The sequence below is a fragment of the Ruegeria sp. C10 genome (genome assembly GCF_056537805.1).
Genome location: NZ_JBQFSC010000001.1, coordinates 1,138,907 through 1,162,318, shown reverse-complemented (window position 1 = coordinate 1,162,318; position 23,412 = coordinate 1,138,907). Strand labels below are relative to the sequence as shown.

At 59.1% G+C, this 23,412-nt stretch carries 34 protein-coding genes; 19 read left to right on the top strand and 15 right to left on the bottom strand.

Features of this window, described 5'->3' with window-relative positions; translation table 11 throughout:
* Window positions 1–22: 22 nt before the first annotated feature.
* The 5 genes from ACR0DE_RS05475 to ACR0DE_RS05455 all read right to left on the bottom strand — a co-directional run bounded on the left by ACR0DE_RS05475 (window position 23) and on the right by ACR0DE_RS05455 (window position 2,593).
* On the bottom strand, window positions 23–583 hold the full coding sequence (locus ACR0DE_RS05475; protein WP_170392645.1) for a F0F1 ATP synthase subunit B: 561 nt from the start codon (window positions 581–583) through the stop codon (window positions 23–25).
* Window positions 584–588: 5 nt separating this feature from the next.
* The gene (locus tag ACR0DE_RS05470) at window positions 589–1,140 is read right to left on the bottom strand and encodes a F0F1 ATP synthase subunit B' (protein ID WP_480752261.1); all 552 of its coding nucleotides are present in this window, start codon (window positions 1,138–1,140) and stop codon (window positions 589–591) included.
* An 86-nt stretch (window positions 1,141–1,226) separates the two neighbouring features.
* A complete protein-coding gene (locus ACR0DE_RS05465; RefSeq protein ID WP_005981269.1) occupies window positions 1,227–1,451 on the bottom strand; it encodes a F0F1 ATP synthase subunit C in 225 nt (74 codons plus the stop codon).
* Window positions 1,452–1,499: 48 nt separating this feature from the next.
* Window positions 1,500–2,258: a F0F1 ATP synthase subunit A gene (locus tag ACR0DE_RS05460; RefSeq protein WP_170392647.1), complete on the bottom strand. Its 759-nt coding sequence runs from the start codon at window positions 2,256–2,258 to the stop codon at window positions 1,500–1,502.
* A 2-nt stretch (window positions 2,259–2,260) separates the two neighbouring features.
* Entirely contained in the window at window positions 2,261–2,593 is a 333-nt protein-coding gene (locus tag ACR0DE_RS05455; RefSeq protein ID WP_480752260.1) for an AtpZ/AtpI family protein, read from the bottom strand.
* Between the two features lie 231 nt (window positions 2,594–2,824).
* Between ACR0DE_RS05455 and ACR0DE_RS05450 the strand changes: the two genes are divergently transcribed.
* The gene (locus ACR0DE_RS05450; protein WP_170392649.1) at window positions 2,825–3,157 is read left to right on the top strand and encodes an ArsR/SmtB family transcription factor; all 333 of its coding nucleotides are present in this window, start codon (window positions 2,825–2,827) and stop codon (window positions 3,155–3,157) included.
* Here ACR0DE_RS05450 and ACR0DE_RS05445 read toward each other — a convergent pair.
* The 4 genes from ACR0DE_RS05445 to ACR0DE_RS05430 all read right to left on the bottom strand — a co-directional run bounded on the left by ACR0DE_RS05445 (window position 3,154) and on the right by ACR0DE_RS05430 (window position 5,771).
* On the bottom strand, window positions 3,154–3,567 hold the full coding sequence (locus tag ACR0DE_RS05445; RefSeq protein WP_170597447.1) for a universal stress protein: 414 nt from the start codon (window positions 3,565–3,567) through the stop codon (window positions 3,154–3,156). The two genes, ACR0DE_RS05450 and ACR0DE_RS05445, sit on opposite strands and share 4 nt — an antisense overlap.
* A gap of 81 nt (window positions 3,568–3,648) precedes the next feature.
* Complete coding sequence (locus tag ACR0DE_RS05440; protein ID WP_170425150.1) at window positions 3,649–3,927, bottom strand: hypothetical protein; 279 nt, start codon at window positions 3,925–3,927, stop codon at window positions 3,649–3,651.
* A gap of 57 nt (window positions 3,928–3,984) precedes the next feature.
* Window positions 3,985–4,896 carry a DMT family transporter gene (locus ACR0DE_RS05435; protein WP_480752259.1) on the bottom strand — a complete coding sequence of 304 codons (912 nt, stop codon included), beginning with the start codon at window positions 4,894–4,896 and terminating at the stop codon, window positions 3,985–3,987.
* Window positions 4,893–5,771 carry a LysR family transcriptional regulator gene (locus ACR0DE_RS05430; RefSeq protein ID WP_480562521.1) on the bottom strand — a complete coding sequence of 293 codons (879 nt, stop codon included), beginning with the start codon at window positions 5,769–5,771 and terminating at the stop codon, window positions 4,893–4,895. The genes ACR0DE_RS05435 and ACR0DE_RS05430 overlap by 4 nt, the downstream gene beginning before the upstream one ends.
* Before the next feature lie 120 nt (window positions 5,772–5,891).
* On the opposite strand from ACR0DE_RS05430, the gene ACR0DE_RS05425 reads away from it, so the two are divergent.
* Both ACR0DE_RS05425 and ACR0DE_RS05420 read left to right on the top strand, forming a co-directional pair.
* Complete coding sequence (locus ACR0DE_RS05425; protein ID WP_480752258.1) at window positions 5,892–6,473, top strand: FMN-dependent NADH-azoreductase; 582 nt, start codon at window positions 5,892–5,894, stop codon at window positions 6,471–6,473.
* Window positions 6,474–6,537: 64 nt separating this feature from the next.
* Window positions 6,538–7,278: an aspartate/glutamate racemase family protein gene (locus ACR0DE_RS05420; protein ID WP_480752257.1), complete on the top strand. Its 741-nt coding sequence runs from the start codon at window positions 6,538–6,540 to the stop codon at window positions 7,276–7,278.
* Here the strand turns inward: ACR0DE_RS05420 and ACR0DE_RS05415 are convergent, their stop codons facing one another.
* Window positions 7,279–7,809 (bottom strand): prolyl-tRNA synthetase associated domain-containing protein, encoded by a 531-nt coding sequence (locus ACR0DE_RS05415; RefSeq protein ID WP_480752256.1) that lies wholly within the window; start codon window positions 7,807–7,809, stop codon window positions 7,279–7,281.
* A gap of 89 nt (window positions 7,810–7,898) precedes the next feature.
* Between ACR0DE_RS05415 and ACR0DE_RS05410 the strand changes: the two genes are divergently transcribed.
* From ACR0DE_RS05410 to trmD, 12 genes are all read left to right on the top strand, one after another.
* Window positions 7,899–8,417: a hypothetical protein gene (locus ACR0DE_RS05410; protein ID WP_170392657.1), complete on the top strand. Its 519-nt coding sequence runs from the start codon at window positions 7,899–7,901 to the stop codon at window positions 8,415–8,417.
* A gap of 160 nt (window positions 8,418–8,577) precedes the next feature.
* On the top strand, window positions 8,578–10,086 hold the full coding sequence (ffh, locus tag ACR0DE_RS05405; RefSeq protein ID WP_170636254.1) for a signal recognition particle protein: 1,509 nt from the start codon (window positions 8,578–8,580) through the stop codon (window positions 10,084–10,086).
* Window positions 10,087–10,127: 41 nt separating this feature from the next.
* Window positions 10,128–10,640: a GNAT family N-acetyltransferase gene (locus ACR0DE_RS05400; protein WP_480752255.1), complete on the top strand. Its 513-nt coding sequence runs from the start codon at window positions 10,128–10,130 to the stop codon at window positions 10,638–10,640.
* On the top strand, window positions 10,637–11,188 hold the full coding sequence (locus ACR0DE_RS05395) for a GNAT family N-acetyltransferase (protein ID WP_170402397.1): 552 nt from the start codon (window positions 10,637–10,639) through the stop codon (window positions 11,186–11,188). Before ACR0DE_RS05400 ends, ACR0DE_RS05395 begins: the two co-directional genes overlap by 4 nt.
* Window positions 11,185–11,724: a GNAT family N-acetyltransferase gene (locus tag ACR0DE_RS05390; RefSeq protein ID WP_170513361.1), complete on the top strand. Its 540-nt coding sequence runs from the start codon at window positions 11,185–11,187 to the stop codon at window positions 11,722–11,724. The genes ACR0DE_RS05395 and ACR0DE_RS05390 overlap by 4 nt, the downstream gene beginning before the upstream one ends.
* The gene (locus ACR0DE_RS05385) at window positions 11,721–12,017 is read left to right on the top strand and encodes a chorismate mutase (protein ID WP_170392662.1); all 297 of its coding nucleotides are present in this window, start codon (window positions 11,721–11,723) and stop codon (window positions 12,015–12,017) included. Before ACR0DE_RS05390 ends, ACR0DE_RS05385 begins: the two co-directional genes overlap by 4 nt.
* Window positions 12,018–12,059: 42 nt before the next feature.
* The gene (gene rpsP / locus ACR0DE_RS05380; RefSeq protein ID WP_010437590.1) at window positions 12,060–12,449 is read left to right on the top strand and encodes a 30S ribosomal protein S16; all 390 of its coding nucleotides are present in this window, start codon (window positions 12,060–12,062) and stop codon (window positions 12,447–12,449) included.
* 12 nt (window positions 12,450–12,461) lie between these two features.
* Window positions 12,462–13,097, top strand: a complete 636-nt coding sequence (bluB, locus tag ACR0DE_RS05375; RefSeq protein WP_170392663.1) for a 5,6-dimethylbenzimidazole synthase — start codon at window positions 12,462–12,464, stop codon at window positions 13,095–13,097.
* A gap of 2 nt (window positions 13,098–13,099) precedes the next feature.
* Window positions 13,100–13,246, top strand: coding sequence for a hypothetical protein (locus ACR0DE_RS05370; RefSeq protein ID WP_170392664.1), 147 nt, complete (start codon window positions 13,100–13,102; stop codon window positions 13,244–13,246).
* Window positions 13,239–13,742 (top strand): ribosome maturation factor RimM, encoded by a 504-nt coding sequence (gene rimM / locus ACR0DE_RS05365; RefSeq protein WP_170392665.1) that lies wholly within the window; start codon window positions 13,239–13,241, stop codon window positions 13,740–13,742. The genes ACR0DE_RS05370 and rimM overlap by 8 nt, the downstream gene beginning before the upstream one ends.
* Window positions 13,742–14,557 (top strand): hypothetical protein, encoded by an 816-nt coding sequence (locus ACR0DE_RS05360; RefSeq protein WP_480707371.1) that lies wholly within the window; start codon window positions 13,742–13,744, stop codon window positions 14,555–14,557. The genes rimM and ACR0DE_RS05360 overlap by 1 nt, the downstream gene beginning before the upstream one ends.
* Entirely contained in the window at window positions 14,554–15,357 is an 804-nt protein-coding gene (trmD, locus tag ACR0DE_RS05355) for a tRNA (guanosine(37)-N1)-methyltransferase TrmD (protein ID WP_170392667.1), read from the top strand. The genes ACR0DE_RS05360 and trmD overlap by 4 nt, the downstream gene beginning before the upstream one ends.
* 2 nt (window positions 15,358–15,359) lie before the next feature.
* Here the strand turns inward: trmD and ACR0DE_RS05350 are convergent, their stop codons facing one another.
* Entirely contained in the window at window positions 15,360–16,160 is an 801-nt protein-coding gene (locus ACR0DE_RS05350) for a glycoside hydrolase family 25 protein (RefSeq protein ID WP_170402409.1), read from the bottom strand.
* 370 nt (window positions 16,161–16,530) lie between these two features.
* Between ACR0DE_RS05350 and rplS the strand changes: the two genes are divergently transcribed.
* On the top strand, window positions 16,531–16,914 hold the full coding sequence (gene rplS, locus ACR0DE_RS05345; protein ID WP_170328369.1) for a 50S ribosomal protein L19: 384 nt from the start codon (window positions 16,531–16,533) through the stop codon (window positions 16,912–16,914).
* Window positions 16,915–16,925: 11 nt separating this feature from the next.
* Window positions 16,926–17,147, top strand: a complete 222-nt coding sequence (gene rpmE / locus ACR0DE_RS05340) for a 50S ribosomal protein L31 (RefSeq protein WP_170392669.1) — start codon at window positions 16,926–16,928, stop codon at window positions 17,145–17,147.
* Between the two features lie 85 nt (window positions 17,148–17,232).
* On the opposite strand, the gene ACR0DE_RS05335 is transcribed toward rpmE, so the two are convergent.
* The 3 genes from ACR0DE_RS05335 to ACR0DE_RS05325 all read right to left on the bottom strand — a co-directional run bounded on the left by ACR0DE_RS05335 (window position 17,233) and on the right by ACR0DE_RS05325 (window position 20,557).
* Window positions 17,233–17,910, bottom strand: coding sequence for an SOS response-associated peptidase (locus ACR0DE_RS05335; protein ID WP_170392670.1), 678 nt, complete (start codon window positions 17,908–17,910; stop codon window positions 17,233–17,235).
* A 51-nt stretch (window positions 17,911–17,961) separates the two neighbouring features.
* Window positions 17,962–19,551 carry an MFS transporter gene (locus ACR0DE_RS05330; RefSeq protein WP_170392671.1) on the bottom strand — a complete coding sequence of 530 codons (1,590 nt, stop codon included), beginning with the start codon at window positions 19,549–19,551 and terminating at the stop codon, window positions 17,962–17,964.
* Between the two features lie 118 nt (window positions 19,552–19,669).
* On the bottom strand, window positions 19,670–20,557 hold the full coding sequence (locus ACR0DE_RS05325) for an AEC family transporter (protein WP_170392672.1): 888 nt from the start codon (window positions 20,555–20,557) through the stop codon (window positions 19,670–19,672).
* 218 nt (window positions 20,558–20,775) lie between these two features.
* Here ACR0DE_RS05325 and ACR0DE_RS05320 point away from each other — a divergent pair, with 218 nt between their 5' ends.
* On the top strand, window positions 20,776–21,585 hold the full coding sequence (locus tag ACR0DE_RS05320) for a division plane positioning ATPase MipZ (protein WP_170402416.1): 810 nt from the start codon (window positions 20,776–20,778) through the stop codon (window positions 21,583–21,585).
* A gap of 46 nt (window positions 21,586–21,631) precedes the next feature.
* Here ACR0DE_RS05320 and ACR0DE_RS05315 read toward each other — a convergent pair whose 3' ends face one another.
* Window positions 21,632–22,318 (bottom strand): GNAT family N-acetyltransferase, encoded by a 687-nt coding sequence (locus ACR0DE_RS05315; RefSeq protein ID WP_480752254.1) that lies wholly within the window; start codon window positions 22,316–22,318, stop codon window positions 21,632–21,634.
* A 122-nt stretch (window positions 22,319–22,440) separates the two neighbouring features.
* Here ACR0DE_RS05315 and ACR0DE_RS05310 point away from each other — a divergent pair, with 122 nt between their 5' ends.
* Window positions 22,441–23,379 carry a hydrogen peroxide-inducible genes activator gene (locus ACR0DE_RS05310; protein WP_480752253.1) on the top strand — a complete coding sequence of 313 codons (939 nt, stop codon included), beginning with the start codon at window positions 22,441–22,443 and terminating at the stop codon, window positions 23,377–23,379.
* Window positions 23,380–23,412 lie beyond the last annotated feature (33 nt).

The following is a 23,412-nucleotide window of genomic DNA, read 5'->3' as shown; positions in this document are numbered from 1 at the left end:
TCAAATCATATGATCCAGGCGATCAGTGTAGCTTTTCACCCACATCCGCGATGGATGCATCGATCAGCTTGTTCGCCTGCGTTGCGGTCATCTGTTTGGCCAGCACGGCGTTGGCTGCCGAAACCGCTACGGTGATGGCCTGATCGCGGACTTCCTTGACGGCAGATGCCTCGGCGGATGCGATTTGATCCTGCGCTGCCGCGAGACGGCGCGCGATGGATTTTTCCAGATCGACCTTAGCCTGTTCAGCTGCCAGAACCGCGTCTTCCTTGGCCGCGGCAACGATAGCTTCGGCCTGACCCTGAACTTCGCGCTGCTTGCGCTCGTACGAGGCCAACAGGCTGCGTGCTTCTTCATGCAGGGCGCGGGCTTCGTCCAGCTCGGCTTGAATACCTTCGGCGCGATTGTCCAGCGCACCACCGATCATACCGGGGACCTTGAAGTAGAACAGGACCGCGATAAAGACGATGAAGCCCAGAGTGACGACAAAGTCAGTGTTGGCAAGCGAGAAGAACGGGCCGCTTGCGGCCAGCGCGGGGCTGGCGGCACCAACGGTCAGGATAAGGGCAAGAGTGTTCCGCATGTCACTTATCCTTTCGTCTGCGCATCTACTGCACTGTTGATGGCTTTGGCATCCGCCTCGCCGCCCAGTGCTGTGACCAGTTCGGCCGCCGTATCCTTGGCAACCACTTGAATGCTTTCCAGCGCACCTGCACGGATGTCGGCAATTGCCTTTTCCGATTCAGCCGCCTTTGCAGCGATTTCCGCATCCGCCTTGGCAATCGCGTCGTCCAGACCGGCCTGGATTTCGGCGCGGGCTTCCGCTGCGATACGCTGAGCCTCAGAACGGGCATCGGCCAGCGCTTTGTTATAGGCCTCTTCGGCCTCGACCGCCTTGGCCTTCAGATCTTCGGCCGCAGCCAGGTCATTTGTAATGGTCCCCTGGCGTTCAGCCAGGATTGCCGCGATGCGGGGCAGAGCCACGCGGGACAGGACCAGAAAGATGACGACCAGCGTAATGACCAGCCAGAAAATCTGGTTGGGGAACCAATCGAAGCAGAGCTGCGGCATCCCGACGGCGTAGCCGCTGGAATCAACGCATGTGCCTACTACTTCTTCAGCAATGGGTTCAGTCGCCATGATGTCCTCCGTCGGAACGTTGTCTTTACAACAGATGGGCCGCTATGGCTTGGGCCCATCTGCGCGTAAGGATCAGGTTCCGCAGATTATACGGCGAACATCAGCAGCAGCGAGACCAGGAATGCGAAGATGCCCAGCGCTTCTGCGAACGCGATACCGATGAACAGGGTTGCGGTCTGCGAAGCAGCCGCCGAAGGGTTGCGCAGGGCGCCGGCCAGGAAGTTGCCTGCAACGTTGCCCACCCCGATTGCGGCTGCGCCGGAACCAATTGCTGCCAGGCCTGCGCCGATGTGTGCGAGATCGCCTTCCATGAGAATTCTCCTTACGATTTGGAAGTTTCGATGTTGGGGGTTCGGACCTTAGTGCGACGGATGCAGCGCATCTTTCAGATACACACAGGTCAGAATGGTGAAGACGTAGGCCTGAATGAAGGACACGAGAACCTCAAGGCCATACATTGCGGTGATCGCCAGAACCGACACGGGCGAGATCACGGCAATCGCGGCAAAGCCTGCGAACACCTTGATAACCGCGTGGCCTGCCATGACGTTACCGGCAAGACGAATGGAGTGGCTGACCGGGCGCACGAAGTACGAGATCAGCTCAATAATCGCCAGAACAGGGCGCAGCGCCAGCGGCGCGCTGGAGACCCAGAACAAGCCCAGGAACGCGGCGCCGTTCTTGACGAAACCCAAAACGGTCACGGTCAGGAACACGGCCAGCGCCAGCGGGATGGTCACGGCGAAATGCGATGTGGTGGTGAAGGACATGGGCAACATGCCCAGGAAGTTCGCGCAGACGATGAACATGAACAGGGTCATGACATAGGGGAAGTACTTTACGCCTTCCTTGCCGCAGATGTCTTCCAGCATCTTGTAGATGAAACCATAAGCCAGCTCGGCCACCGACTGCATCCGCGTTGGAACAATGGCGCGCTTGGACGTGCTGAGGACCAGCAGAGCAAAGATCGCCGCAATCGCCAGGAACAGCCACAGGGTCACGTTTGTGGGCGTGTACCAGGCAATCGCACCGTCGCCGAACAACGGCTTGACGATAAACTGGTCCATTGGATGGAAAGCCAGGCTGCTGCCTTTTTCTGCGGTGGTCTCGGTTGCCACGTTCAGTCCCTCTCGTCCTTCTCGGTCGCGCTTGCGGCCGCTTGTTTCTCTTGAACCTCTTTCGCGCTGCGGAGCATAACCTTCACGCCCGCGACAAGGCCCAGCAATGTGAACAGCACCAGAAAGATCGGGATCGTCCCGAGCAGGCTGTCCAGCCCGTATCCGATGCCAAATCCGATCCCCAGACCGGAAACCATTTCGATGACCATCCTCCAGGCAAGCTCGCCTCCGGATACGTCAGCATCCGCACGAGGTTTCGGCGCTTTGGCCTTTTTCGCCGCTTCGATCTTGGCCTCCAGCTGCACCATACGCTGCTTTTGGTCATCTTCGGTCACGGGCGTTTCCCTCGCACAGTCTTGGGTAGGGTGCTAAGGGGCTGAGGGCGCAGAGTCAACGGCAATGAAGCCGCAGCATGAACGTCGCTAAGTATATGATTTTTATAATAAAATCACAGACCGCGTGAAACCTGCCGATGGCGTATTGTTCGCTGACCGGGCGGATAAGCCTGAATCCGCATATTCAACCAAATGGTTGACCAAACTCACAGGCTATGGTTCAGCGGAACCATGTCCAACGACCTCGACACTGTCTTCGCAGCCCTCGCCGATCCGACCCGCCGTGCCATCTTAGCGATGCTGCTGGAAGATGACATGGCCGTCACCGACGTGGCCGAACCGTTCGAAATGTCGCTGGCCGCGATTTCAAAGCATCTGGTGATCTTGACCAAAGCAGGTCTGATTTCTCAGGAAAAACGCGGACGGGTGAAGTGGTGCAAACTAGAACCCGACGCGCTTCGAGCGGCCTCGGTTTGGATGCAGGGGTTCGGACAGTTCGAACCGGTCAATCTGGATGCGTTCGAGCGGTTTCTTGAAGTTGAACTGCCCCCGGATGAGGCCTAACGCACAACTAAGACCGACATGCTGGCGTGTTTGGCCAGATATCCCGCGTGGCTGGACAGGATATAGTCTGTGATCCGGGGTGCGTGGGTTCCCACAACAATCAGATCGGCCCCCATTTCCTCTGCTGCGTGGGTCAGGTCCTTGTCGATCTCGACCGCGACATCAACCGAGTGAATGTTGCGTGTGTCCACACTTGTGCCGCTTTGCATCGCAATTTCACTGGCGCAGGTCAGCAATTCTTGTTTGATCGCGTCTGTTGTCAGGTGGCTATCCCCAGGCTGCGGGCCGGTGACGCTGACGATGGTCACTTTGGCGCCCTGCCATTTGGCCAATTGCGCGGCAACCTCGGTGGCTTTCTTGACCTCGGGCGGCAAGTGCAGGTCGACCGGGACCATGATGTGTTTGAACATATTGGCGTCCTCCTGATCCTGAGATATGTCGACCCGGGCGGTTCGCCAGTCTGACCCGTCGGGACGATCCAAACGGCAGGCTCAGCCCTCGCGGCTATATTCCACCCCGGTCACAACCCCCGTTGGGTCGGCACGACAGAGCCACGGAGCCTCGGCCCCCGCCACGAATACGCTGGTGACAGAGCCTGTCGGGCTGGACTGGGTCGACATCGCTTTGACACCATCAGGCCCTGTGCCGGTTTCGGCGCCCACCAGAGCTTCGCAGCTGGCTTGCAGGTCCGCCTCTGCAGCGTCTTTCGCGCCACCGGGGGCACAGGCGGACAGCGCCAGCAATGCGGGAATAAGTGACATTGTTTTCATGGCCCAGCTCCTTGGTGGTGACAGGCAGGCTGCCACATCAGGTAGAAATCACAAGCTTCAATTCGAGCGCGCCGGAGTGTTTGCAGGCGCGTCTTCTCCTTTCAGCAGCAACAACAGCGCAACAGCGGTGAGCCCGGCACCAACCAACACCAATGCCGTCGGCGCAGGACGTCCCAGGGCGATTTCCCACAGGATCACCCAGCTGGGCGTCAGGTAAGTGTAGGCCATGACCTTTGCCGCGGGCAAACGCAGGGCTGCAAACTGAACCAGTACAAAACTGGCGGCGGTCGCAAACAACGAGATATAAAGCAGCGTCACCCAGACAATCCCGGGAAGGTTGCCCCAATCTACTGCACGGATATCGGACCAGCCCCAGACCGTCAGGATCAAACACCCCGCAACCAACGTACCGAAGGTGAACACCACCGCAGGCTCGCCCCGGTTCAATCGCCGTATCATCGGCGTATAGACGGCGTGCGCGGCGCAACCCCAGAAATAGATGATCTCGCCGCCTCCGATCTCGAAGACCTGAAAGGCTTGCCAATCCGCTCTGAAGATCACCCACAGCGCACCGACCGCACCGACCGTCAGGGCCAGCGCCATGCGTGGGGTGGTGATCTGGCGCAGCAGCACCCACCCGGCCAGCGCCGACATGACCGGGGTCAGCGTAAAGACCGCCGCCGCGCTGACCGGGGGAGCGGTTTTCAATCCGTAGAACATCAGGACAAAGTAGGCTCCGAACAATCCGCCAAGCACCAGATAGCGCCATGGTGCCCGAGCCGCGCTGCGCGGAATGCCCGTTGTGGCAATCGCAGCGATGCCGATCACAACCGCCGCAATCGCAAAGCGCGCTGCCGTGATCGCCGACGGTGCGATCTCATTTGCCGCCATTGAGCCAAGCGAGAAACTGCCCGCCACCAAAGCCGAGAATGTCAGCATGGCCAGATGGCCGCGCGCCTGCGGTGTCACGGCAGCCAGCCCCTGGATTGATCTTTCAGGAAGGATAGGAAAGCCTGCACCTTGGTGGTCCGGTGCAGATCCACATGAGTCACCAGCCACAGCTTGCCAGACCACTCGGGCAACGGTGCCATCACCTCGACCAGATCGGGATCGCGCGCGGCCTCCCAACGGGCCATAAAGCCGATGCCTGCACCGGCCAGAACAGCCTCTCGCATACAGAAATTATTGGTGCAGCGGAAAGTGATCGCCTGCTCCGGCGCGTTGGCACGCAGCCAGCGGGAAAACGGCGCGCGGCTGTTTTCGTCATCATTGCCGACGAAGTGGTGATTGGCGAAATCTGCAACGTCCGCGGGTTTGCCGTAGCGCGCGAGATAGGCCTTGCTGGCGAATAGTCCGACCTCTTGTGGAATGAATGGCTGCACCACATTGTCCGGTTGATCCGGCGCGGCCCCGGCGCGGATCGCCACATGCGCCTCGCCATATTCCAACCGGAACAGGCGGTCGCCGGTCAGATAGCGCACGATCAATCCCGGGTGGGTCTGCTGGAACTCGGTCAGCGTCGGTACGATGAGCGGGGCCAGTGAGGCCAGTGAGGTGACCACGATCTCGCCCGAGACATCGTCTCCGCGCCCCTTCATGCGACCGACCAACTGGTTGAACTGATCTTCGGTTGCCTGCGCGACCCGCAACAGGTCCTCACCCGCTTCGGTTGGTGTGTACCCACGCGCGTGACGCTGGAATAGTTTGACGCCCAACCGTGCCTCGATCGCATCGATATGGCGGATCACGGTGGCGTGGTGCACACCCAGCACATCCGCCGCGCCGCTGACCGTTCCCATGCGCGCCACCTGATAGGCGGTTCTCACTTCATCCCAATTGTCCATTGCATCTGATCCAATGTGCAAATTCTAACAATGCTTGTTGATATATCCGAGTTTTGTTCATGCACGCAACAGCCATATTGGGGCAACAGAAGCTAATTCCGCAACAAAGGACGCCCCGAAATGACCAAAACCATCCTGCATATCGACGCCTCGGCCCGCCGCACTGGATCTGCCACCCGCGATCTGTCCGACCGCGTGGTTCGCCACCTGAACGCCGGGCGTATCATCCGCCGCGATCTGGCCACGCCCCTGCCCCTGCTGACCGAAGACTGGATCGGCGCCAATTTTACCCCCGCCGACCAGCGTGACGCGGTGCAGAAAGACCTGCTGGCCCTGTCGGACGAATTGGTGTCCGAGTTGCAAAAGGCCGACACGATCGTCATCGGCCTGCCGATCTACAACTTCTCAGTTCCCGCCGCGTTCAAAGCCTGGATTGATCTGGTCGCCCGTGCCGGTCTGACTTTTGCCTATTCCGAAGAAGGCCCGAAAGGTCTGCTGGAAGGCAAACGCGCCATCCTTGCTGTTGCATCGGGCGGTACGGCGGTGGGCTCCGAGATCGACTTTGCCACCACCTATGCCCGCCATGTTCTGGGCTTCATCGGCATCCATGATGTTGAGGTCATCGCCGCAGATCGCATGGCGCTGGACCCCGAAGCAACACTGTCCGAAGCGCAAAAAGCCGTCACTGAACTGGCAGCCTGATTGACCTACACCCCCTGAACCGTCCAGTCTGCGCCAAGGCAAATCAGCAGACTGGGCGTTTCGCATGAAGAAAATCGGAATATTGGGCGGCGTAGGCTGGGCCTCGACCGTCGACTACTACCGCGCGATCGCCGAAGGCGCGGGACGGTATTTCGCAGTGCGCGGCCACGGATCACCGCTGCCCATCCCGCCCATGACCATCGAATCCGTCACACAGGCCAAAACCCGCGCCTTGCGCGGCGTGGCCGGTCACGAAGACAGCTGGGCCGCTTTCGACGCAGTGTTCCGCGAAGCGCTGCTGACTTTGGAACACGCAGGCTGCGATTTCGGCATCATCGCCTCCAATACGCCACACGCGCGGCTTCACGCGATCCGCGAAGGCGTCTCCATGCCTATTCTCAGCATTTTTGACGCAACCGCCGACGCGACCGCCTCGACCGGCGCCACCAATGCTTTGGTCCTTGGAACCGCAGTCACCATGCAGGCCACAAACTATGCCGACCGGCTGGCCGCCGAGGGTATCACGGCAAACACACGCCTGCCCGAGCCCGAGATCGCCGAGATGCAGGCGATGATCGACAGTGATTTCTACGGCGGCGCATCCGACACCGCACTTGCGCGCCTGCTGGCCTTCTGCAACAAACACGCCGCACCCGGAACCGCGATCTTGCTGGCCTGTACCGAGTTGCCTCTGGCCTTCCCCGATCATCTGGATGACCCGGTGTTCGAGGCGGATGGTCACATGTTCATCAACCCCTCTGCCGCCCATGTCGCTGCCGCATTGAACGAAGCGCTTGAGGGGTGATCACGGCAGCCAGTTTATCTCGCACCCGATCTTATCAAAGAACACCATCAGGTCTTCGCGCGACAAAACGACGGTTCGGTCGTTGACCAAAGGGTGCATGTTGATGACATCGGCCTGTTGCGCGGCGGCGTCCATGAAGAACTTAACGTTGTTCTCAACGCCGTTGATCATCGCCAGCGGACTGACCGCGCCAGGGCGGATGCCGAGGTTCTGGAACAGCCGATCCGCCGAGCCGAAGGACAGGTTGCCAACCCCCAACTCCGCGCCCAGCGCCTTGAGGTCGATCTCGCGGCTCTGTTCCAGCGTCACCAGATAATTCCGCTTTTTCTTGTCGCGCAGATACAGGTTCTTGAGCCGCAGTGTGTTTTCACCCGGCACCATGAACTGGCCCTCGACCCCTTTGGCATCCTCAACGGTGCGCAGCGGGATATGAGTATGCAACCGATAGGGCAGCCCCCATTCATCCAACTGCGCCAAAAGCGCATCCGAGCTGAGCGGCAACGTATCCTGAAAGACAGATGATGCGTCCATGGGAACCTCCTCGTATGGCGCGCTCATCGCCCAACCGACAGGTAAATTCAAGCCACGACAGGCGCGGCATTCGGTGCTAGCGTGCCGCCATGAAAGTCACGCGCAACACTCCGAGCCAACTGATCCTGTCCAATACGCCATGGTTCATCGGCATCACGCTGGTTTTCTTCATTCTGGCATTTGTCGGCGCGGGCGTCTTCTTGGCCAGTGAAGGTGGCGAGGGTATCTTGTTCGGCATTTTCTTCGCACTATTCGGCGGAGGCATGGGTTTTGGTGCATTTTGCGCCTTTGTCCGGCGCGTGCAGGTCATACTGGATCGCAATAATAACAGCATCCTGATCCGCAGACAGTCAGTCTTTGGATATGATGCGGTGGAACATGAGCTCTCGCACCTCTCGCACGCGGAAACTGAAAGCACGACCTCACGTAGCGACAATGGCACATCGACCCTCTATCGCCCTGTCCTGATACTGGATGAAGGCATGAGCGCCGGGCGGCATCCCATTGTCGAGGCTTATTCCAGCGGGCGTGGTGCGCATCGGCTGGTGGATGCGGTCAACGATTGGCTTCCGGCACGCAAGGTTGACTCTGCCAGCCAATCGGCCTAAATCGCCGCCAACATCCGGAAGCGTTTGATCTTCCGGTCCCTTGAGTCGTTCAGGGATCGCCCCCCACCAGCGAGTTTCGCCCGTGGGGGCGTTTGTGCATTTAACCGACGCGTCCTATCTAGGGCACGCCACCAGATAACCGGCTAAGGAGGCCGAAGGCATGTTTGAAAATCTATCCGAACGCCTTTCCGGCGTCTTTGACCGGCTGACCAAACAGGGTGCCCTGTCTGAAGAAGACGTGAAAACCGCCCTGCGCGAAGTCCGCGTTGCCCTGCTTGAGGCCGACGTCTCGCTGCCGGTGGCGCGCGAGTTCGTCAAGAAAGTACAGGAACAAGCGACCGGTCAAGCTGTCACCAAATCGATCACGCCCGGCCAGCAGGTCGTTAAGATCGTGCACGACGCGTTGGTCGATACACTGCGCGGCGAAGAAGACCCCGGTGCGCTGAAGATCGACAACCCGCCTGCCCCGATCCTGATGGTCGGCCTGCAGGGTTCCGGTAAGACAACCACCACCGGTAAGCTGGCGAAACGCCTGAAAGAGAAAGAGGGCAAGAAGGTCCTGATGGCCTCGCTGGACGTCTATCGCCCAGCGGCGATGGATCAGCTTGCGGTTCTGGGCACGCAGGTTGGTGTAGATACGCTGCCGATCGTACCCGGTCAGACGCCGGTTGATATCGCCAAGCGCGCCAAGCAACAGGCAACGCTCGGCGGCTATGACGTCTATATGCTCGACACCGCGGGCCGTCTGCATATCGACGAAGTCCTGATGGACGAGGTCGAGCAGGTTCGTAACGTGGTCGACCCGCGCGAGACGCTGCTAGTGGTCGACGGCCTGACCGGTCAGGTCGCTGTTGAAGTGGCCGAAGAGTTTGATGCCAAGGTCGGCATCTCGGGCGTGGTCCTGACCCGTATGGACGGTGACGGGCGCGGCGGTGCGGCGCTGTCGATGCGCGCGGTCACCGGCAAGCCGATCCGCTTTGTTGGTCTGGGCGAGAAGATGGACGCGCTCGAAACCTTCGAGCCGGACCGGATCGCCGGTCGTATTCTGGGCATGGGCGACATCGTTGCTCTGGTCGAAAAAGCCCAGGAAACGATGGAGATGGAACAGACCGAGCGCATGATGAAGCGCATGGTCAAAGGTCAGTTCAACATGAACGACCTGAAAATGCAGCTGGAGCAGATGATCCAGATGGGCGGCATGCAGGGCATGATGGGCATGATGCCAGGCATGAACAAGATGGCCAAGCAGATGGATCAGGCTGGTCTGGATGACAAGATCCTGCGCCAGCAGATCGCCATGATCCAGTCGATGACCAAGCGCGAACGCGCCAACCCGCAACTGCTGCAAGCGAGCCGCAAGAAACGCATCGCCGCCGGTTCGGGTATGGAGGTCAGCGACCTCAACAAACTGCTCAAGATGCACCGGCAGATGTCGGACATGATGAAAAAGATGGGCAAGATGGGCAAAGGCAAGATGCTGAAACAGGCCATGAAAGGCATGTTCGGCAAAGGCGGCCCAAGCCCCGAGGAAATGGCTGCGGGCATGGACCCCAAGGCGCTGGAACAAGCCGCCAAAGCGATGGGCGGTAAGATGCCCGGCGGTCTGCCCGGACTGGGTGGCGGCATGGGCCTGCCCCCGGGGTTGAGCGGTTTTGGAAAGAAAAAGTGACGTCAGCACGCTGCACCCAGCCCCCGTCCGGAAAGGCGGCGATGGCAGCAGCGCAGTATCGCGCGGCCCTGCCGGTCATTGAGACCCGGCGGCTGGTTCTGCGTGCGCCCACTCTGGACGACCTGTCGGTGTGGACATCGATCTGCAAGGACAGCTTTGGCGATACCGAGCAAGACGCCTGGACTGAGTTTTCCTACTACACATCAGGCTGGCTTTTGCATGGTCACGGCTTGTTCACCGTCACGTTTAAAGACGATGATCAGGTCATTGGCTTCGTCATTCTGGGCCTCGAATGGGACGATCACGAGCCCGAGCTTGGCTATATGTTCGATAGCAAGTTCCGCATGCAAGGTTACGCGACCGAAGCGTGCAGCGCCGTTCGCGATTTTGGGCTTGATCTGCTCGGATCCGGCCAGTTCGTAAGCTACGTTTCGCAGTCCAACGCTCGTTCGAACGCTTTGGCTCAGCGTCTGGGTGCAACGCGCGACGCCGTTGCCGAAAGCGCCTTTGGTCCAACCCAGCATGTCTGGCGATACGGCGAGGTGCAGGCATGACACTTGCCATGGCCATACCAACGCTGGAAACCGAACGCCTGATCATGCGGGCCCCCTGCGAGGCCGATTTTGAGGCTGAGGCAGAGTTTTTTGCCAGCGACGCCTCGAAATTCGTCGGCGGCCCGAAACGCCCGGATGAGACATGGCGCGCTGTTGCGATGCTGTTAGGCCACTGGGCGATGCGGGGATATGGCTTCTGGGGTGTCGAGGAAAAAGACACCGGCACCTATGTAGGCCATGTTGGCTTGTGGAACCCTCACGGCTGGCCCGAGCCCGAAATTGGCTGGACGCTTATGAACCACGCCACCGGCAAGGGTTATGCGACCGAAGCGGCACTGGCTGCACGTGCACATGCCTATGACGTGCTGGGCTGGGAAACCGCAATCTCGCTGATCGATCCGGATAATCTGGGCAGCAAGGCTGTCGCGGAACGGCTGGGCGCGCAGTTCGAATATATGTTCGAACACCCGGCTTTCGGGGCGATGCAGGTCTGGCGTCATTCTGCGCCTGCCGATCTGGTAAACGGTGGCGTGGAGGCATACGCATGACCTCGTTCACTATACCCACCGTCGAAACCGATCGCCTGATCCTTCGCGCGCCGCATCTGGACGATCTGCCTGCGATGACCGCGTTCTACGCGACCGAGCGCAGCCATATGGTTGGTGGTCCCAAGGACGCGCTTGGAAGCTGGAGCTCTCTTTCGAACAGATTGGGTCATTGGGCGCTGCGCGGTTATGGTCTGTGGCATCTGACTGAAAAGGCCAGCGGCGCATTCGTGGGATGGGCAGGCATGATCTACGTACCCGGCTGGGCGGAGCCCGAGCTGGGCTGGACGCTGATGGCCGAGGCCGAAGGCAAAGGTCTGGGCTTTGAGGCCGCCGCGGCTGCACGCGACTATGCAGCTCGGCATCAGGGGCTGAACGGTGTGATTTCTTACATCGCCCATGCCAATGATCGCTCGCGCGCGCTGGCCGAACGGCTGGGCGCAACGCTGGAGATTGAGAGAGCCGAGCTTTTGGGCAAGCACGCTCAGATCTGGCGTCATCCGCAGATTGATTTGACCACCGAAAGGACCGGCCAATGAACAACCCCGTGACACAGGCTGCTGCGCTGTTGAAAGACCATCGAGAAAGCATCGACCGGCTGGATGCGATCCTGGTCTATACGCTGGGCGAGCGGTTCAAGCACACGCAGGCCGTTGGCAAGCTCAAGGCCGCACACGACCTTCCCCCGTCCGATCCGTCGCGCGAGGCTGCGCAGATCGCACGGTTAGAAGACCTGGCGAAAGAGGCCGATCTGGACCCCGATTTCGCCAAGGCTTTTCTGAATTTCATCATTCAGGAAGTCATCCGACACCACAAGAAACACCAGAACTAAGCCGGTCTAGCACCGGATACGCCATTCAAAGGAGATACCACCATGGCAATGAAAATTCGTCTCGCCCGCGGCGGCTCGAAAAAGCGTCCCTTCTATCGCATTGTTGCGGCTGACAGCCGTATGCCGCGCGATGGTCGTTTCATCGAAAAACTGGGCACCTACAACCCGCTGCTGCCGAAAGACAGCGAAGAGCGCGTGAAAATGAACATGGAGCGCATCCAGTACTGGCTGGATCAGGGCGCACAGCCCACCGACCGGATCGCACGTATGCTGGAAGCTGCCGGCGCCCGTGACAAGGCCGAGCGCAACAACCCCAACAAGGGTACTCCGGGCAAGAAAGCTCAGGAACGCGCGGAAGAGAAAGCTGCCAAGGCTGCTGAAGCTGCCGAAGCGGCTGCTGCACCGGCTGAAGAAGCTGCTGCAGAAGAATAAGCAGTCGGGCGCGTGCAGGATCAGGCCTTTTCCGACGATTTTCGCACGCAGTTCGATCTGTTGATGCGGCTCCGGCGTGATGTGCGCCGGTTTCGCACCGATGCAATTGACGAGGCAGTGCTTACGCGCTGCCTCGACGCGTTTCGACTGGCCCCTTCTGTTGGGCTCAGCGAACCCTGGCGCGTGATCCGCATCGAAAGTCAGGCCGCGCGCGACGCGGCGCTGAAGAATTTCCAAGCGGCCAACGAGCGGGCGCTGAGCGGGTATTCCGGCGAAAAGGCGCAGCTGTACAGCCAGCTGAAACTGTCCGGGATGAAAGAAGCTCCGGTGCAGCTGGCCGTGTTTTGCGACGATGCCACCGACAAAGGTCAAGGTCTCGGCGCAGGCACTATGCCCGAAATGCGGCGTTATTCCGTCGTCTCAGCCATCACGCTCTTCTGGCTCGCCTTGCGGGCAGAAGGCTTGGGCCTGGGCTGGGTCTCGATCCTCGACCCGGACCAGATGGTGCGCGATCTGGATGTCCCCGAGGACTGGCGGTTGATCGGATATTTCTGCTTGGGCTGGCCCGAGGCCCAATCCGATACGCCGGAACTGGAGCAGGTCGGCTGGGAATGCCGCGACGCCTCTCTGCCGATCGAGGTGCGTTAGTCATGTTCGGTTTGTTACGGCTTCCCATCCTGCTGGCGATCGCATTTATTGTGGGCGTATTCTTCGAACGCTCGAACCAGCGCGAGGCGTGCGAGGTGATCGGACAATGGCGGGACGGGCTATGTGTGACGGATGGTCGAAATGAGTGATCTGATCTGCGTAGGCAGCATCGCGGGCTCGTATGGGGTGCGCGGCGAGGTGCGGCTGAAAAGTTTCTGTGCCGTCCCCGAGGATATCGAAGGCTATTCGCCGCTGACAGACGAAGAAGGTAAAGAGCGCTATCCCGTAGTCCTGACCCGCGCGATCAAGAACGGCTTTGCCGCCCGGCTGGGTGGCATTGAGACGAAGGAAGCGGCGGATGCGCTGAACGGTCTGCGCCTTTATGCGCGGCGCGATCAATTGCCGTCGCTGCCGGATGATGAGTTTTACCACACCGACCTTATCGGGCTTGAGGTTTATGACACCGGCGGCACGCTGCTGGGCCGAGTGAAATCGGTGCAAAATCACGGTGCGGCGGATCTGTTGGAACTGCATGGGCCGGGCTTAAAGGCCACCGTGCTGCTGCCGTTTACACTCGAATCCGTTCCGACCGTTGATCTGGACAAGGGCCGCATCATCGCCGACCCGCCCGAGGGCCTGCTGTAATGCGTCGCGTGTTGCTGCATCTGGGTCTGCACAAGACCGGGACAACGGCGGCACAGTCCTTTCTGTTCGAGAACCGGTCACTGATCTGGCCACACCATGCGTTGGTCCTGCCCTATCGGACCCGCAAAACAGGCTTGTCCGAGGCCGCCACGCGCTATTCCGTCTACGGCACCCCCGGCGCGATGAGCGATTTCAAGGATCAGATGCGGCACTTTCTGAATTCACTAGAATTCGGCCAGAAGCGCGGGCTGGTTCTGAGCGAAGAGAATTTCTCGGGCCTGCGCCCAAGCCGCAATGTCGCGGTGGGCTATGAGGCCGCGCCCGAGCTTGCCTCGTGCCTTGTCGGCCTGATCCGCGACCGGTTTGCCGGGGAAGAGGTGCATATCACGATCTACTACTCCTTGCGCCAACGCGGAAGCTGGCTGCGCAGCCTGTGGGCACATGATCTTCAACGCTCGCGCCTAATTCAGGATTTTGAGGCTTTCCGCGCAAGACTTGAACCGGTGCCGTCGCCTCAGGTTGCTGCGGCGGCTGTGCGCGACCGTTTGCCCTCGGTCTCGGTCCGCACCGAATGGCTGGAAGACCTGCAGGGCCAGCGACATGGGCTTGGAAGCACTTTTGCTGAATTCCTTGACCTGCCTGCGGACAAAGCCGCCGAATTGGTAGGCCCGACCCGATCAAACCCACGCCTGCCCGAGGATGTCTTGCAGCAGATGCTGGAAATGAACCGATCCGATCTGGACGATGCTGCGCTGATCGATCAAAAGACGGCTTTGGTTCAAAGCACCCAAAATGATCTGATCGGCTCGAGATGACAGATAAACCCGGAAAGTCCCATGGCCGCAAAGCCATCCGTCCAACGTTGAAGCCGCGCGAGTTGATGACGCCGACGCCCGATCTGCACGGGGTGTGGAAGGCCAAGATTATCACGTTGTTCCCATCTGCCTTCCCCGGTGTTCTAGGCGAAAGCCTGACCGGCAAGGCCCTGCAAGAAGGGCTATGGCAGTTGGAAACTGTGGATTTGCGCCAATTCGGGATCGGCAAGCACCGCAATGTGGATGACACCCCGGCGGGCGGCGGTGCGGGCATGGTGCTGCGTGCCGATGTGCTGGGTGAGGCCATTGAGCATACGATGGCGGGCATCCGGGGCAACTGGCCGTTGATCTACCTCAGCCCGCGTGGGCGTCGGATGGATCAGAAAATGATGCAAAACCTGGCTCGCTGCGATGGCATGACCCTGTTATGTGGTCGTTTCGAAGGCGTCGATGAGCGCGTGCTGGAGCACTACGGCGTGCAAGAGATCAGCTTGGGTGATTTTGTCATGACCGGGGGTGAAATCGCCGCACAGGCCCTGATCGACGCCACCGTGCGGCTGATCCCGGGCGTTCTGGGCAACCAGGCCTCAGCCGAGGAGGAGAGCTTTTCCTCTGGCTTATTGGAGCATCCGCAATACACCCGCCCCGCCGACTGGAAAGGCCGCCCGATCCCCGAGATCCTGATGTCAGGCCACCATGGACGCATTGCGGATTGGCGTCATGAAATGTCGGAACAGATCACCCGCGAACGGCGGCCCGATCTGTGGGACGCCTATCGAAAATCAGAAGATAAGGGCTAAGACTAACGGGTTGCCTTCCACAACGCCCAGGTTTCCGGCGTGCCGTTGAAGGTGTTGATGTCCACCTTACCCTGAACCCCCGGCACCAGCCCGGTGCCGGTGTATTGCCAGAACCGCCAGACCGAGCCTGGATAAACGTTGCGCGGGTGGCCCGCGACCGAGCGCAGCCAGAACTCGGTTTTGGGAAGTCGTCCGATATCGGTGTCGCCGTAGAAATCTACCGTCGTGTAGACAATCGGGCGTCGGCCATAGTGGCGCTCGAGAATATCAAGGAACCGCTGCGCCTCGGCCCGAACGGTTCGGCCATCAGGGCGCAGGGTGCAGGTTTTGGAATGGGGCGTCCATTCCATATCCAGCACATGCGGCAGGTCGGCCCCTTTGGGCACGTTCTGGATGAACCAACGCGCCTGTTCTTGGGCCGGTCGGCAGAAATAGTAATAGTGATAGGCCCCCCACGGCACTCCGGCAGCTTGTGCGCCGCGTCGGTGCTCGTCGAACATCGGGTCGGTAAAATCTCCGCCCTCGGTGGCTTTGATGAAGGCAAAGCTGACACCGTTCTTCTGTGCGGTGCGCCAATCAATCGGCCCCTGCCAACGCGAGACATCCAGCCCATGCACGGGGTACTGGCCGGGGTGGCGACCTTCCCACGGGTGCGGGTCAGCGTCACCAAAGGCGGGGTAGATGATCGAAGGCGGGGTCGTGTCCGCGAAGGCCTGCGGCTCAACCGCCTGAGGTTGCGGGCCGCGGCGACCACATGAGACAAGTGCAAGCGCCATAACGGCCAGCAGAAGTGCTTTGCGCATCTTATGATCCTGTATCAAATATCTGCTCTTATAATTAATCCCAGAATGCCTGATCTGGTGAACAAGGCAACGGTGGATTTGACGGGTGGCAAAAACTCACCTGTTTCACCAAGAATAAGGCTTGATCCCCGCCCGCAAAGCCCGTAAAGCAGCGCAATCCGGTGTGGCGTTATGCGACTCCGGTGTTTTGGTTTGCATCCTGACGTGACGCCCAGCTTTCTTCGGCACCGGCGCGACAGGGCGGACCGGACCAAAAGGAACATTCGATCTGACCTCTGGCGGGCTGTGCGCAGGACCCGGTGAAGACCAAGAGCTCTCAGGCCGTGCCCAAACTTCGTGGACCAACCACGAGCAGATAGGAGTAACTGCGATGGACCTGATCGCACAGCTTGAGGCGGAACAGATTGCCGCCCTGGGGAAAGACATCCCCGATTTCAAAGCCGGTGACACCATCCGTGTCGGCTTTAAAGTGACCGAAGGGTCGCGTACCCGTGTGCAGAACTATGAAGGCGTCTGCATCGCGCGCAAAGGTGGCAGCGGCATCGCCGGTTCGTTCACCGTTCGCAAGATTTCGTTTGGCGAAGGCGTGGAGCGTGTGTTCCCGCTGCATTCGACCAATATCGACAGCATCACCGTTGTCCGCCGTGGCCGCGTTCGTCGCGCCAAACTTTACTACCTGCGCTCGCGCCGTGGTAAATCCGCGCGTATCGCAGAAGTCACCAACTACAAGCCCAAGGCTGGCGCCGAGGCGTAAGGAGCGGAAAGATGAAAAAAGACATCCATCCCGATTATCACGTCATCAACGTCAAAATGACCGATGGCTCTGTGGTTCAGATGAAATCCACCTGGGGCAGCGAAGGCGACCAGTTGGCTCTGGAAATCGACCCTTCCGTGCACCCCGCATGGACCGGTGGTTCGTCGCGCCTGATGGACGCAGGCGGCCGCGTGTCGAAGTTCAAGAAGAAATACGAAGGTCTGGGCTTCTAATCCCGACCTGGTTGAAATGCGAAAGGCCGTCCAATTGGGCGGCCTTTTTTGTTTTGGAATTACCCCACTGCACTTTGCGGCTGTTTCAGAAATCAAACCCGGTCTGGACCGGGGGCGTGTAAGGCTCAATCATATCTTCGCCCTCAGCTCCGCGCTTGATGGGTTTGACGGTGTGATATTCAAACCGGCCTTCGTACTGCGCACCCAACGACTGCTGCGCCTCTTGCGCGGTCGTGACGCCTGATAGCCAGTTTTCGATCTCATCCGGGGTCAGGATCACCGGCATTCGGCTGTGAATATGCGCGATCTGCGGGCTGGGTGTCCGGGTCAGGATCGTACAGCTATGGCTGCCATCATCCGTTCGGTAAAACCCCGCAAAGAACATCACCGGGGCATTGCGCTGAACCGTAATGTAGACCGGGCAATTATGGCCCTGATCCTTGGGCCATTCGTAATAGCCCAGCGCCGGAATAAGACAGCGCCCCTTGTTCCAGTACTCCTGCCAGAAGCTGACATTTTCGATCTTCGAGTTGATCATCGGCTTCTTGCTGCGCGGGTCCTTGATCTGCCAGCGCGCCGTCGCCAGCTCGGCCCGGTCTCCGTCCCAACGGACCATGCCAACCCGATTGGTCGGAGACACATTGTACCCGCCCGAAGGCAGCTGTTCGGGCAGATCAGGCGAGACCTTGCCGTAGAGAAAATACTCGGTAATCGCCAGCATTTCCCGCTGCGTCAGGTGACCGGCTGCAAATTTTCCACACATGGCGAAAACCTAGGCCGATTGGGTGCCGGTCACAAGTGGCCCCACCGACGATCAGTCCCTTGTCAGATCAACCGCGCTGTGCGGTGGAGGCACGGGGCCTCGCAGCATTACGGCAGCCAGGATCATCCCCAAAAGCGCAGCGATAGCGGCGACAAGCATGGCACTGTTAAATGCATCATCCTGCAGATCTCGCAAGGCGCGCGCCAACGCTTCGCCCGTGGTCGGATCAAGCGCCGCTATAAGCTGCTGCACCTGACTTGCAGTGCCATGTGTCAACGCATGGGCCAGATCAGCCCGTTGCTCGGACCCGGTGGGCAAGGCGTTGATCACTTCGGTCAGGCCGCGCCGGGTGGTGATCGCTTCAGCCAACCCGCCGACAACCGCACCAAGCGTGGCCCCAAAATAAAGGAACGCATTCACTACGCCCGAGCCCTGCCCCATATGTTCTTCCGGCAACAAGCGCAGCCCGAGACGCGGCAATAACGAAAAACCGATGCCAAGCCCGATCCCGATAATCACCAGCTTCCACCAAATCGCACCCATGCCGGTTGTGTTCGTCGTTGTCGTCAACAGCATGAACCCACAGGTCATGAACCCCATGCCCAGGATCACCGGCCATCGAAAACTGTAAGGTGCAAGAAAACGCGGAGCCACCACGGACACGACGAACATACTGAGGCTCAACGGCAGGATCGCCACCCCCGCCCCAACAGCGGACAGGCCAAACGCATCTGGCGATTGCACGAAGACGTTGAAATAGACGAAAAAGCTGAACAGCGCGAAGCCGGTAATGAACATCCCTGCCGCCGCCATGAAATAACGGGGGTGGCGGAAGTAGCGCAGCTCGATCAGAGGGTCCGCGCTGCGGCGCGAGGTGATGATCAGTGCAATCACCGCTACAGCCGACACGGCAAGCGGGATCAGGGTCGATCTTGTGGCCCATCCGTGGCTTTCCCCGTTGCTGAGCGCGAAGGATAGCGGGCCAAGCAGCAGGACCAATGCGACTGCACCCGCAAGATCGAACTTTGCGCCTGCAAGACGGGTGTCGGGGACGTAATGCTCTTTGCTGACCCGCAACCCGACCGCAAAGGCCACGATCAGCAGCGCCAGATCGGTGGCAAACACGCCCCGCCAGCTGAGGTAATGCGCAAACGCGCCGCCAACGATCGGACCAACACCAATTGCCAGCCCGACGATCGCGCCCCAGGCACCGGTGACGCTGGCCCGTTGTTCCTCGGGCGTGGCGGCAGTCAGCAGCGAAAGCGAGGTGCCAAACAGCGCTGCCGCCCCGGCACCTTGGGCCCCGCGGCCTGCCAGCAACATGGCTGCATCCTGCGAAAACAATACAAGGGCCGAGCCAAGACCGAACACGATCATTCCGGCAAAGAAGACGCCCATCTTGCCGGTGATATCGCCAAGTCGGCTGACGATGGTGACGAGGGTCGCGCTAACCACTGTATAGATCGCCATCACCCATTGCAGGCTGGAAGGCGACAGATCGAACTCGGCCTTCAGATTTGGCAGGATCGTCGCAACGGCGGTTGTGTTGAAGCCAACAACCATCATGCACAGCGCGGTCATCACCAGAACCAGACGTGCCCCTCCCGCGCCGGATATGTCCTCAGTGACGTCTTTTGGCATCTGCCTGTCCCCCGTTCAGGAATAGCGCGCTGGCCCTTCGGGCACCGTGTTGTGCCTATTATTAAACGGTTTTTTGCTGATAGATACTGTTTTTAGCGCGCTGCGCGCCCAGCGCCTATTAGATCCAGTAGGACAGCGCCAATGGCAGCACCAGGATCGTGGACAGAGTCGAAATCAGAATGAACCCGGCCACATCGGGTCCGTATTCCGGCGCATGCTGATCGATAAACAAATAGGTCGCGACAGAGGATGGCATCAAACAGCACAGGATCACCGCGCCCCGCTCAGCCCCGGTGAAGCCGAAGCTCCAGACCAACGCGCTGGCAATCACCGCAGCCATCAGCAGGTGCAGCGCTGTCAGCAAAACGGCTCGGCCAAGGCTTTTGATCCGCAGGGTCGCCAGCGTGTGGCCCAGCGTCAGCAACATCAGCGGGATCGAGAGCCCACCCAGAATATCAAAGGATTTGGCCACCGGTTGCGGCAGGCTGGTGCCCGTCGCCATCAACACCAGCGACAGTGCGACCGCGTAAATAATCGGCGAAGTCGCCAGTTTCTTGGGCGAGAACTCTCCGGCCGGAATCCACATGCCGATCGTGAAGATACTGATCAGCACAACCACCACAAATGCCATCGTATAGGCCATTCCCGCATCGCCCAGCGCCAAAAGGGTAATGGGCAGGCCGATATTGCCGACATTGCCATGCATCAGTGGCGTCAGAAATGCCCGCACCGGCAGCCGCATCAGTTTGAGCGCGACAAGCCCCAACAGCCCAAAACCTGCAATCGCCAAAGCGGCGGCCATCATGACATCAAGAAAGGTGCCGACCGCAATCTGGGTGGTTGAAAGGTGCGAGATTATTAGCGTCGGATACCCGACCCGCGAGACGATCCCGCCAATAACCTTGTTGTCATAAGGGGCCCTGATCACAGCCAGAGCGTAACCGATTCCAGCGCAAATCAGGACAGGCAGAACCACGTTCAAAACGTTCAGAAATAGATGATCCAATGGCTGCCCTCGATCACAAATCCATAGGATGGACAGTGAAACAGGGGTGTGTGTTTGGCAAGGATTTACCCTAACCCCCAAGTACCAAGCACTTTTCCAATTTGAGGCTTGATAATAGCGCTCAAGACGGCCCGAGGTTCTTCCCTTCCCGGCCTACACAACATATAGTGGCTGCTAACAACGTGTAGGCAAACACGGCGGGACTTGGGAATACAGGCATGGCACATATCATTGTGGTCGGGAACGAAAAGGGCGGCGCAGGCAAATCAACCGTGTCGATGCATGTGGCCACCGCATTGGCACGGCTGGGGCACAAGGTCAGCACACTCGATCTTGACCTGCGGCAGCGCAGTCTGGGCCGGTATTTCGAGAACCGCTTGAACTTCCTGAACGGCTCGGACCTGTCTCTGCCCAGCCCACGCCACCACGACCTGCCCGAGATTGACGCCAGCGCTCTGCAACCCGGTGAAAACATCTATGACCACCGCCTTTCGGCCGCCGTGGCCGAACTGGAAAGCGATAGCGATTTCATCCTGATCGACTGCCCCGGTTCGCACACTCGACTCAGCCAGGTTGCACATTCGCTGGCCGATACGCTGATTACACCGCTGAACGACAGTTTCATCGATTTTGACCTGCTGGCGCGGATCGATTCCAAAGGTGAGAGAATCCTTGGCCCCTCAGTCTATTCCGAGATGGTCTGGAATGCCCGCCAACTGCGCGCCCAAGCTGGGCTGAAACCGATCGACTGGGTCGTCGTCCGCAACCGGGTCGGCACCCAGCGCATGGTCAACAAGGAAAAGATGCAACGCGCGATCGAAATGCTGTCACAGCGCATCGGCTTCCGCGTCGCCTCGGGCTTTTCCGAGCGAGTGATTTTCCGCGAGTTGTTCCCGCGCGGACTGACTTTGCTGGACCTCAAGGATATCGGGGTCAAGCAGCTCAATATCTCCAACATCGCCGCACGCCAGGAACTGCGCGACATGATGAAGGAACTGAGCTTGCCGGGTGTAGAGATCGATTTCTAGCCTCGTGGCAGCGCCTGCACAGCTAATCTAAGTAAATCCAAGTGCCTTAAGATGCTCTACGTAGCCGCTCAAGTGTAAGCCACTCTCCGTCGCGCGCAGAGTCGGTAAACGCACATTTCCGGAGAACAGCTTGAGATGCCAAGTTGTCTGTGTGCACAACCGCGATCACCCGGTAAACCTTGGGGCGTTGGCGCAAATATTCGTCACAGTACTGTGCGACGATCGAACTGGCGTACCTCTTGCCCCAATGCTTCTCACCCAACCAATAGCTGACTTCGGCGGTGCCCGACCCCTTTTCCAGCATACGAACCTGTCCGATTGCGTGCCCGTCTTTCTCGATGGCCAACACCTGATGATGATCTTCGTAACCCAGTTCGATCAATTGGGCGGCATCGTCCGCACTGATTGGGCCTGGATAGACCTCCGGCAGATAGCGCCACAGGCGCTCAGAGGAAAGCATCGCCGCATACTCTGCCGAGTCCTTCAGATCCCATGCACGGAAGTGGAATGGCCGGGGATTCGGACGCCCAAATGTGCCCAGGATGTCATCCTCACATTCCAGTGGGACCCAGCCTATTTGAATCGGGTCGTAAGCGACCTCGACACCGTTCGACTGACACCATTTGACTTCACGTTCGGAAAGAACGCCCTGCGACCTCAATCTGCGCAGATCAACTGATCTCGAATGCCCGCAGGAGTGTTCAGATCGAATAGATTTGCTTTGAATGTTCATGACGTCCTCCGAGCGAACACACCAACACCAAGTGCTCTGAAACAAGAGACTGCGCCAATTGTTGGATATTCCAACAAAATAGGATAGCCTATTATTCAACAATATTTGATTGGAAAAACCTATTGATCGACATCCAGCTGACATTGAAACAACTGTCCTATTTCCGTACGCTGGCCGACACTGGCCACTACAGGAAAGCCGCCGAGCGTATCGGCATTAGCCAGCCTTCCCTTAGCCTGCAGATTGCCAATTTGGAATCTGTGCTTTGTCTGAACCTCGTCGAACGAGGCCGCGCCGGAGCGATGCTGACGCCTGAAGGACGAGAAATTCTTGAGCAAACCCGAAGCATACTATCTGATGTGATGGCCCTACAAGAAACACACAATCGGATGAAATCCGAACTTTCAGGAAGTTTTCGCCTTGGCTCATCCCCAACGCTGGGGCCCTATCTGTTGCCGCGCGTTTTTCTGCATTTGCATCAGAACCATCCGGATCTGAGATTGATCGTGCGTGACGGCCCCCCCTCAGAACTGCTGCAAGAACTGCTGAGCGGAATGCACGACGTTATTCTGACGCAACTGCCGGTGAAATCGGCCGATGTTTTTGTTCAGCGATTACTGCGAGAGCCTCTTCATCTGGCTGTGGCCCTCAGCCATCCACTGGCAAAAAAGGAATACGTAGAAGACGAAGATCTAAAGGGGGAAAACGTTTTGGTCCTGTCGCGGCGCTTCACCCTCCACAGCCAGATCGAAAACCTGACCAAGGAGGTCGGCGCAAATCTGCTGTATGACTATGAAGGCACCAGTTTGGATGCCATTCGTCAGATGACCGCTATGAATATCGGAATCTCATTCCTTCCATCACTTTATGTGGCGTCCGAAGTGCCCAAATTTGGCGGGGACGTGGCACTTGTGCCCTATCGGCCCGGCCGCCTGAATAGGTCGATTGGCCTTGTCTGGCGCGCCTCCAGTGGCCACCATCGCGCATTCAGCTTTATCTCAGACGCCATTCGCAGCGTTGCCAAGACAGATTATCCTGGATTGGTCAGCGTTGAAAAATAGTGGTGTTGACCTCTGGCCTCAAGCTACCGCATT

What these genes read in the sequence shown, in the direction of transcription:
- ACR0DE_RS05475 (WP_170392645.1), bottom strand. Translation starts at nt 583, where the DNA reads ATGCGGAACACTCTTGCCCTTATCCTGACCGTTGGTGCCGCCAGCCCC.
- ACR0DE_RS05470 (WP_480752261.1), bottom strand. Translation starts at nt 1,140, where the DNA reads ATGGCGACTGAACCCATTGCTGAAGAAGTAGTAGGCACATGCGTTGAT.
- ACR0DE_RS05465 (WP_005981269.1), bottom strand. Translation starts at nt 1,451, where the DNA reads ATGGAAGGCGATCTCGCACACATCGGCGCAGGCCTGGCAGCAATTGGT.
- ACR0DE_RS05450 (WP_170392649.1), top strand. Translation starts at nt 2,825, where the DNA reads ATGTCCAACGACCTCGACACTGTCTTCGCAGCCCTCGCCGATCCGACC.
- ACR0DE_RS05445 (WP_170597447.1), bottom strand. Translation starts at nt 3,567, where the DNA reads ATGTTCAAACACATCATGGTCCCGGTCGACCTGCACTTGCCGCCCGAG.
- ACR0DE_RS05440 (WP_170425150.1), bottom strand. Translation starts at nt 3,927, where the DNA reads ATGAAAACAATGTCACTTATTCCCGCATTGCTGGCGCTGTCCGCCTGT.
- ACR0DE_RS05430 (WP_480562521.1), bottom strand. Translation starts at nt 5,771, where the DNA reads ATGGACAATTGGGATGAAGTGAGAACCGCCTATCAGGTGGCGCGCATG.
- ACR0DE_RS05425 (WP_480752258.1), top strand. Translation starts at nt 5,892, where the DNA reads ATGACCAAAACCATCCTGCATATCGACGCCTCGGCCCGCCGCACTGGA.
- ACR0DE_RS05420 (WP_480752257.1), top strand. Translation starts at nt 6,538, where the DNA reads ATGAAGAAAATCGGAATATTGGGCGGCGTAGGCTGGGCCTCGACCGTC.
- ACR0DE_RS05415 (WP_480752256.1), bottom strand. Translation starts at nt 7,809, where the DNA reads ATGGACGCATCATCTGTCTTTCAGGATACGTTGCCGCTCAGCTCGGAT.
- ACR0DE_RS05410 (WP_170392657.1), top strand. Translation starts at nt 7,899, where the DNA reads ATGAAAGTCACGCGCAACACTCCGAGCCAACTGATCCTGTCCAATACG.
- ffh (WP_170636254.1), top strand. Translation starts at nt 8,578, where the DNA reads ATGTTTGAAAATCTATCCGAACGCCTTTCCGGCGTCTTTGACCGGCTG.
- ACR0DE_RS05400 (WP_480752255.1), top strand. Translation starts at nt 10,128, where the DNA reads ATGGCAGCAGCGCAGTATCGCGCGGCCCTGCCGGTCATTGAGACCCGG.
- ACR0DE_RS05395 (WP_170402397.1), top strand. Translation starts at nt 10,637, where the DNA reads ATGACACTTGCCATGGCCATACCAACGCTGGAAACCGAACGCCTGATC.
- ACR0DE_RS05390 (WP_170513361.1), top strand. Translation starts at nt 11,185, where the DNA reads ATGACCTCGTTCACTATACCCACCGTCGAAACCGATCGCCTGATCCTT.
- ACR0DE_RS05385 (WP_170392662.1), top strand. Translation starts at nt 11,721, where the DNA reads ATGAACAACCCCGTGACACAGGCTGCTGCGCTGTTGAAAGACCATCGA.
- rpsP (WP_010437590.1), top strand. Translation starts at nt 12,060, where the DNA reads ATGGCAATGAAAATTCGTCTCGCCCGCGGCGGCTCGAAAAAGCGTCCC.
- ACR0DE_RS05370 (WP_170392664.1), top strand. Translation starts at nt 13,100, where the DNA reads ATGTTCGGTTTGTTACGGCTTCCCATCCTGCTGGCGATCGCATTTATT.
- rimM (WP_170392665.1), top strand. Translation starts at nt 13,239, where the DNA reads ATGAGTGATCTGATCTGCGTAGGCAGCATCGCGGGCTCGTATGGGGTG.
- ACR0DE_RS05360 (WP_480707371.1), top strand. Translation starts at nt 13,742, where the DNA reads ATGCGTCGCGTGTTGCTGCATCTGGGTCTGCACAAGACCGGGACAACG.
- trmD (WP_170392667.1), top strand. Translation starts at nt 14,554, where the DNA reads ATGACAGATAAACCCGGAAAGTCCCATGGCCGCAAAGCCATCCGTCCA.
- ACR0DE_RS05350 (WP_170402409.1), bottom strand. Translation starts at nt 16,160, where the DNA reads ATGCGCAAAGCACTTCTGCTGGCCGTTATGGCGCTTGCACTTGTCTCA.
- rplS (WP_170328369.1), top strand. Translation starts at nt 16,531, where the DNA reads ATGGACCTGATCGCACAGCTTGAGGCGGAACAGATTGCCGCCCTGGGG.
- rpmE (WP_170392669.1), top strand. Translation starts at nt 16,926, where the DNA reads ATGAAAAAAGACATCCATCCCGATTATCACGTCATCAACGTCAAAATG.
- ACR0DE_RS05335 (WP_170392670.1), bottom strand. Translation starts at nt 17,910, where the DNA reads ATGTGTGGAAAATTTGCAGCCGGTCACCTGACGCAGCGGGAAATGCTG.
- ACR0DE_RS05330 (WP_170392671.1), bottom strand. Translation starts at nt 19,551, where the DNA reads ATGCCAAAAGACGTCACTGAGGACATATCCGGCGCGGGAGGGGCACGT.
- ACR0DE_RS05320 (WP_170402416.1), top strand. Translation starts at nt 20,776, where the DNA reads ATGGCACATATCATTGTGGTCGGGAACGAAAAGGGCGGCGCAGGCAAA.
- ACR0DE_RS05315 (WP_480752254.1), bottom strand. Translation starts at nt 22,318, where the DNA reads ATGAACATTCAAAGCAAATCTATTCGATCTGAACACTCCTGCGGGCAT.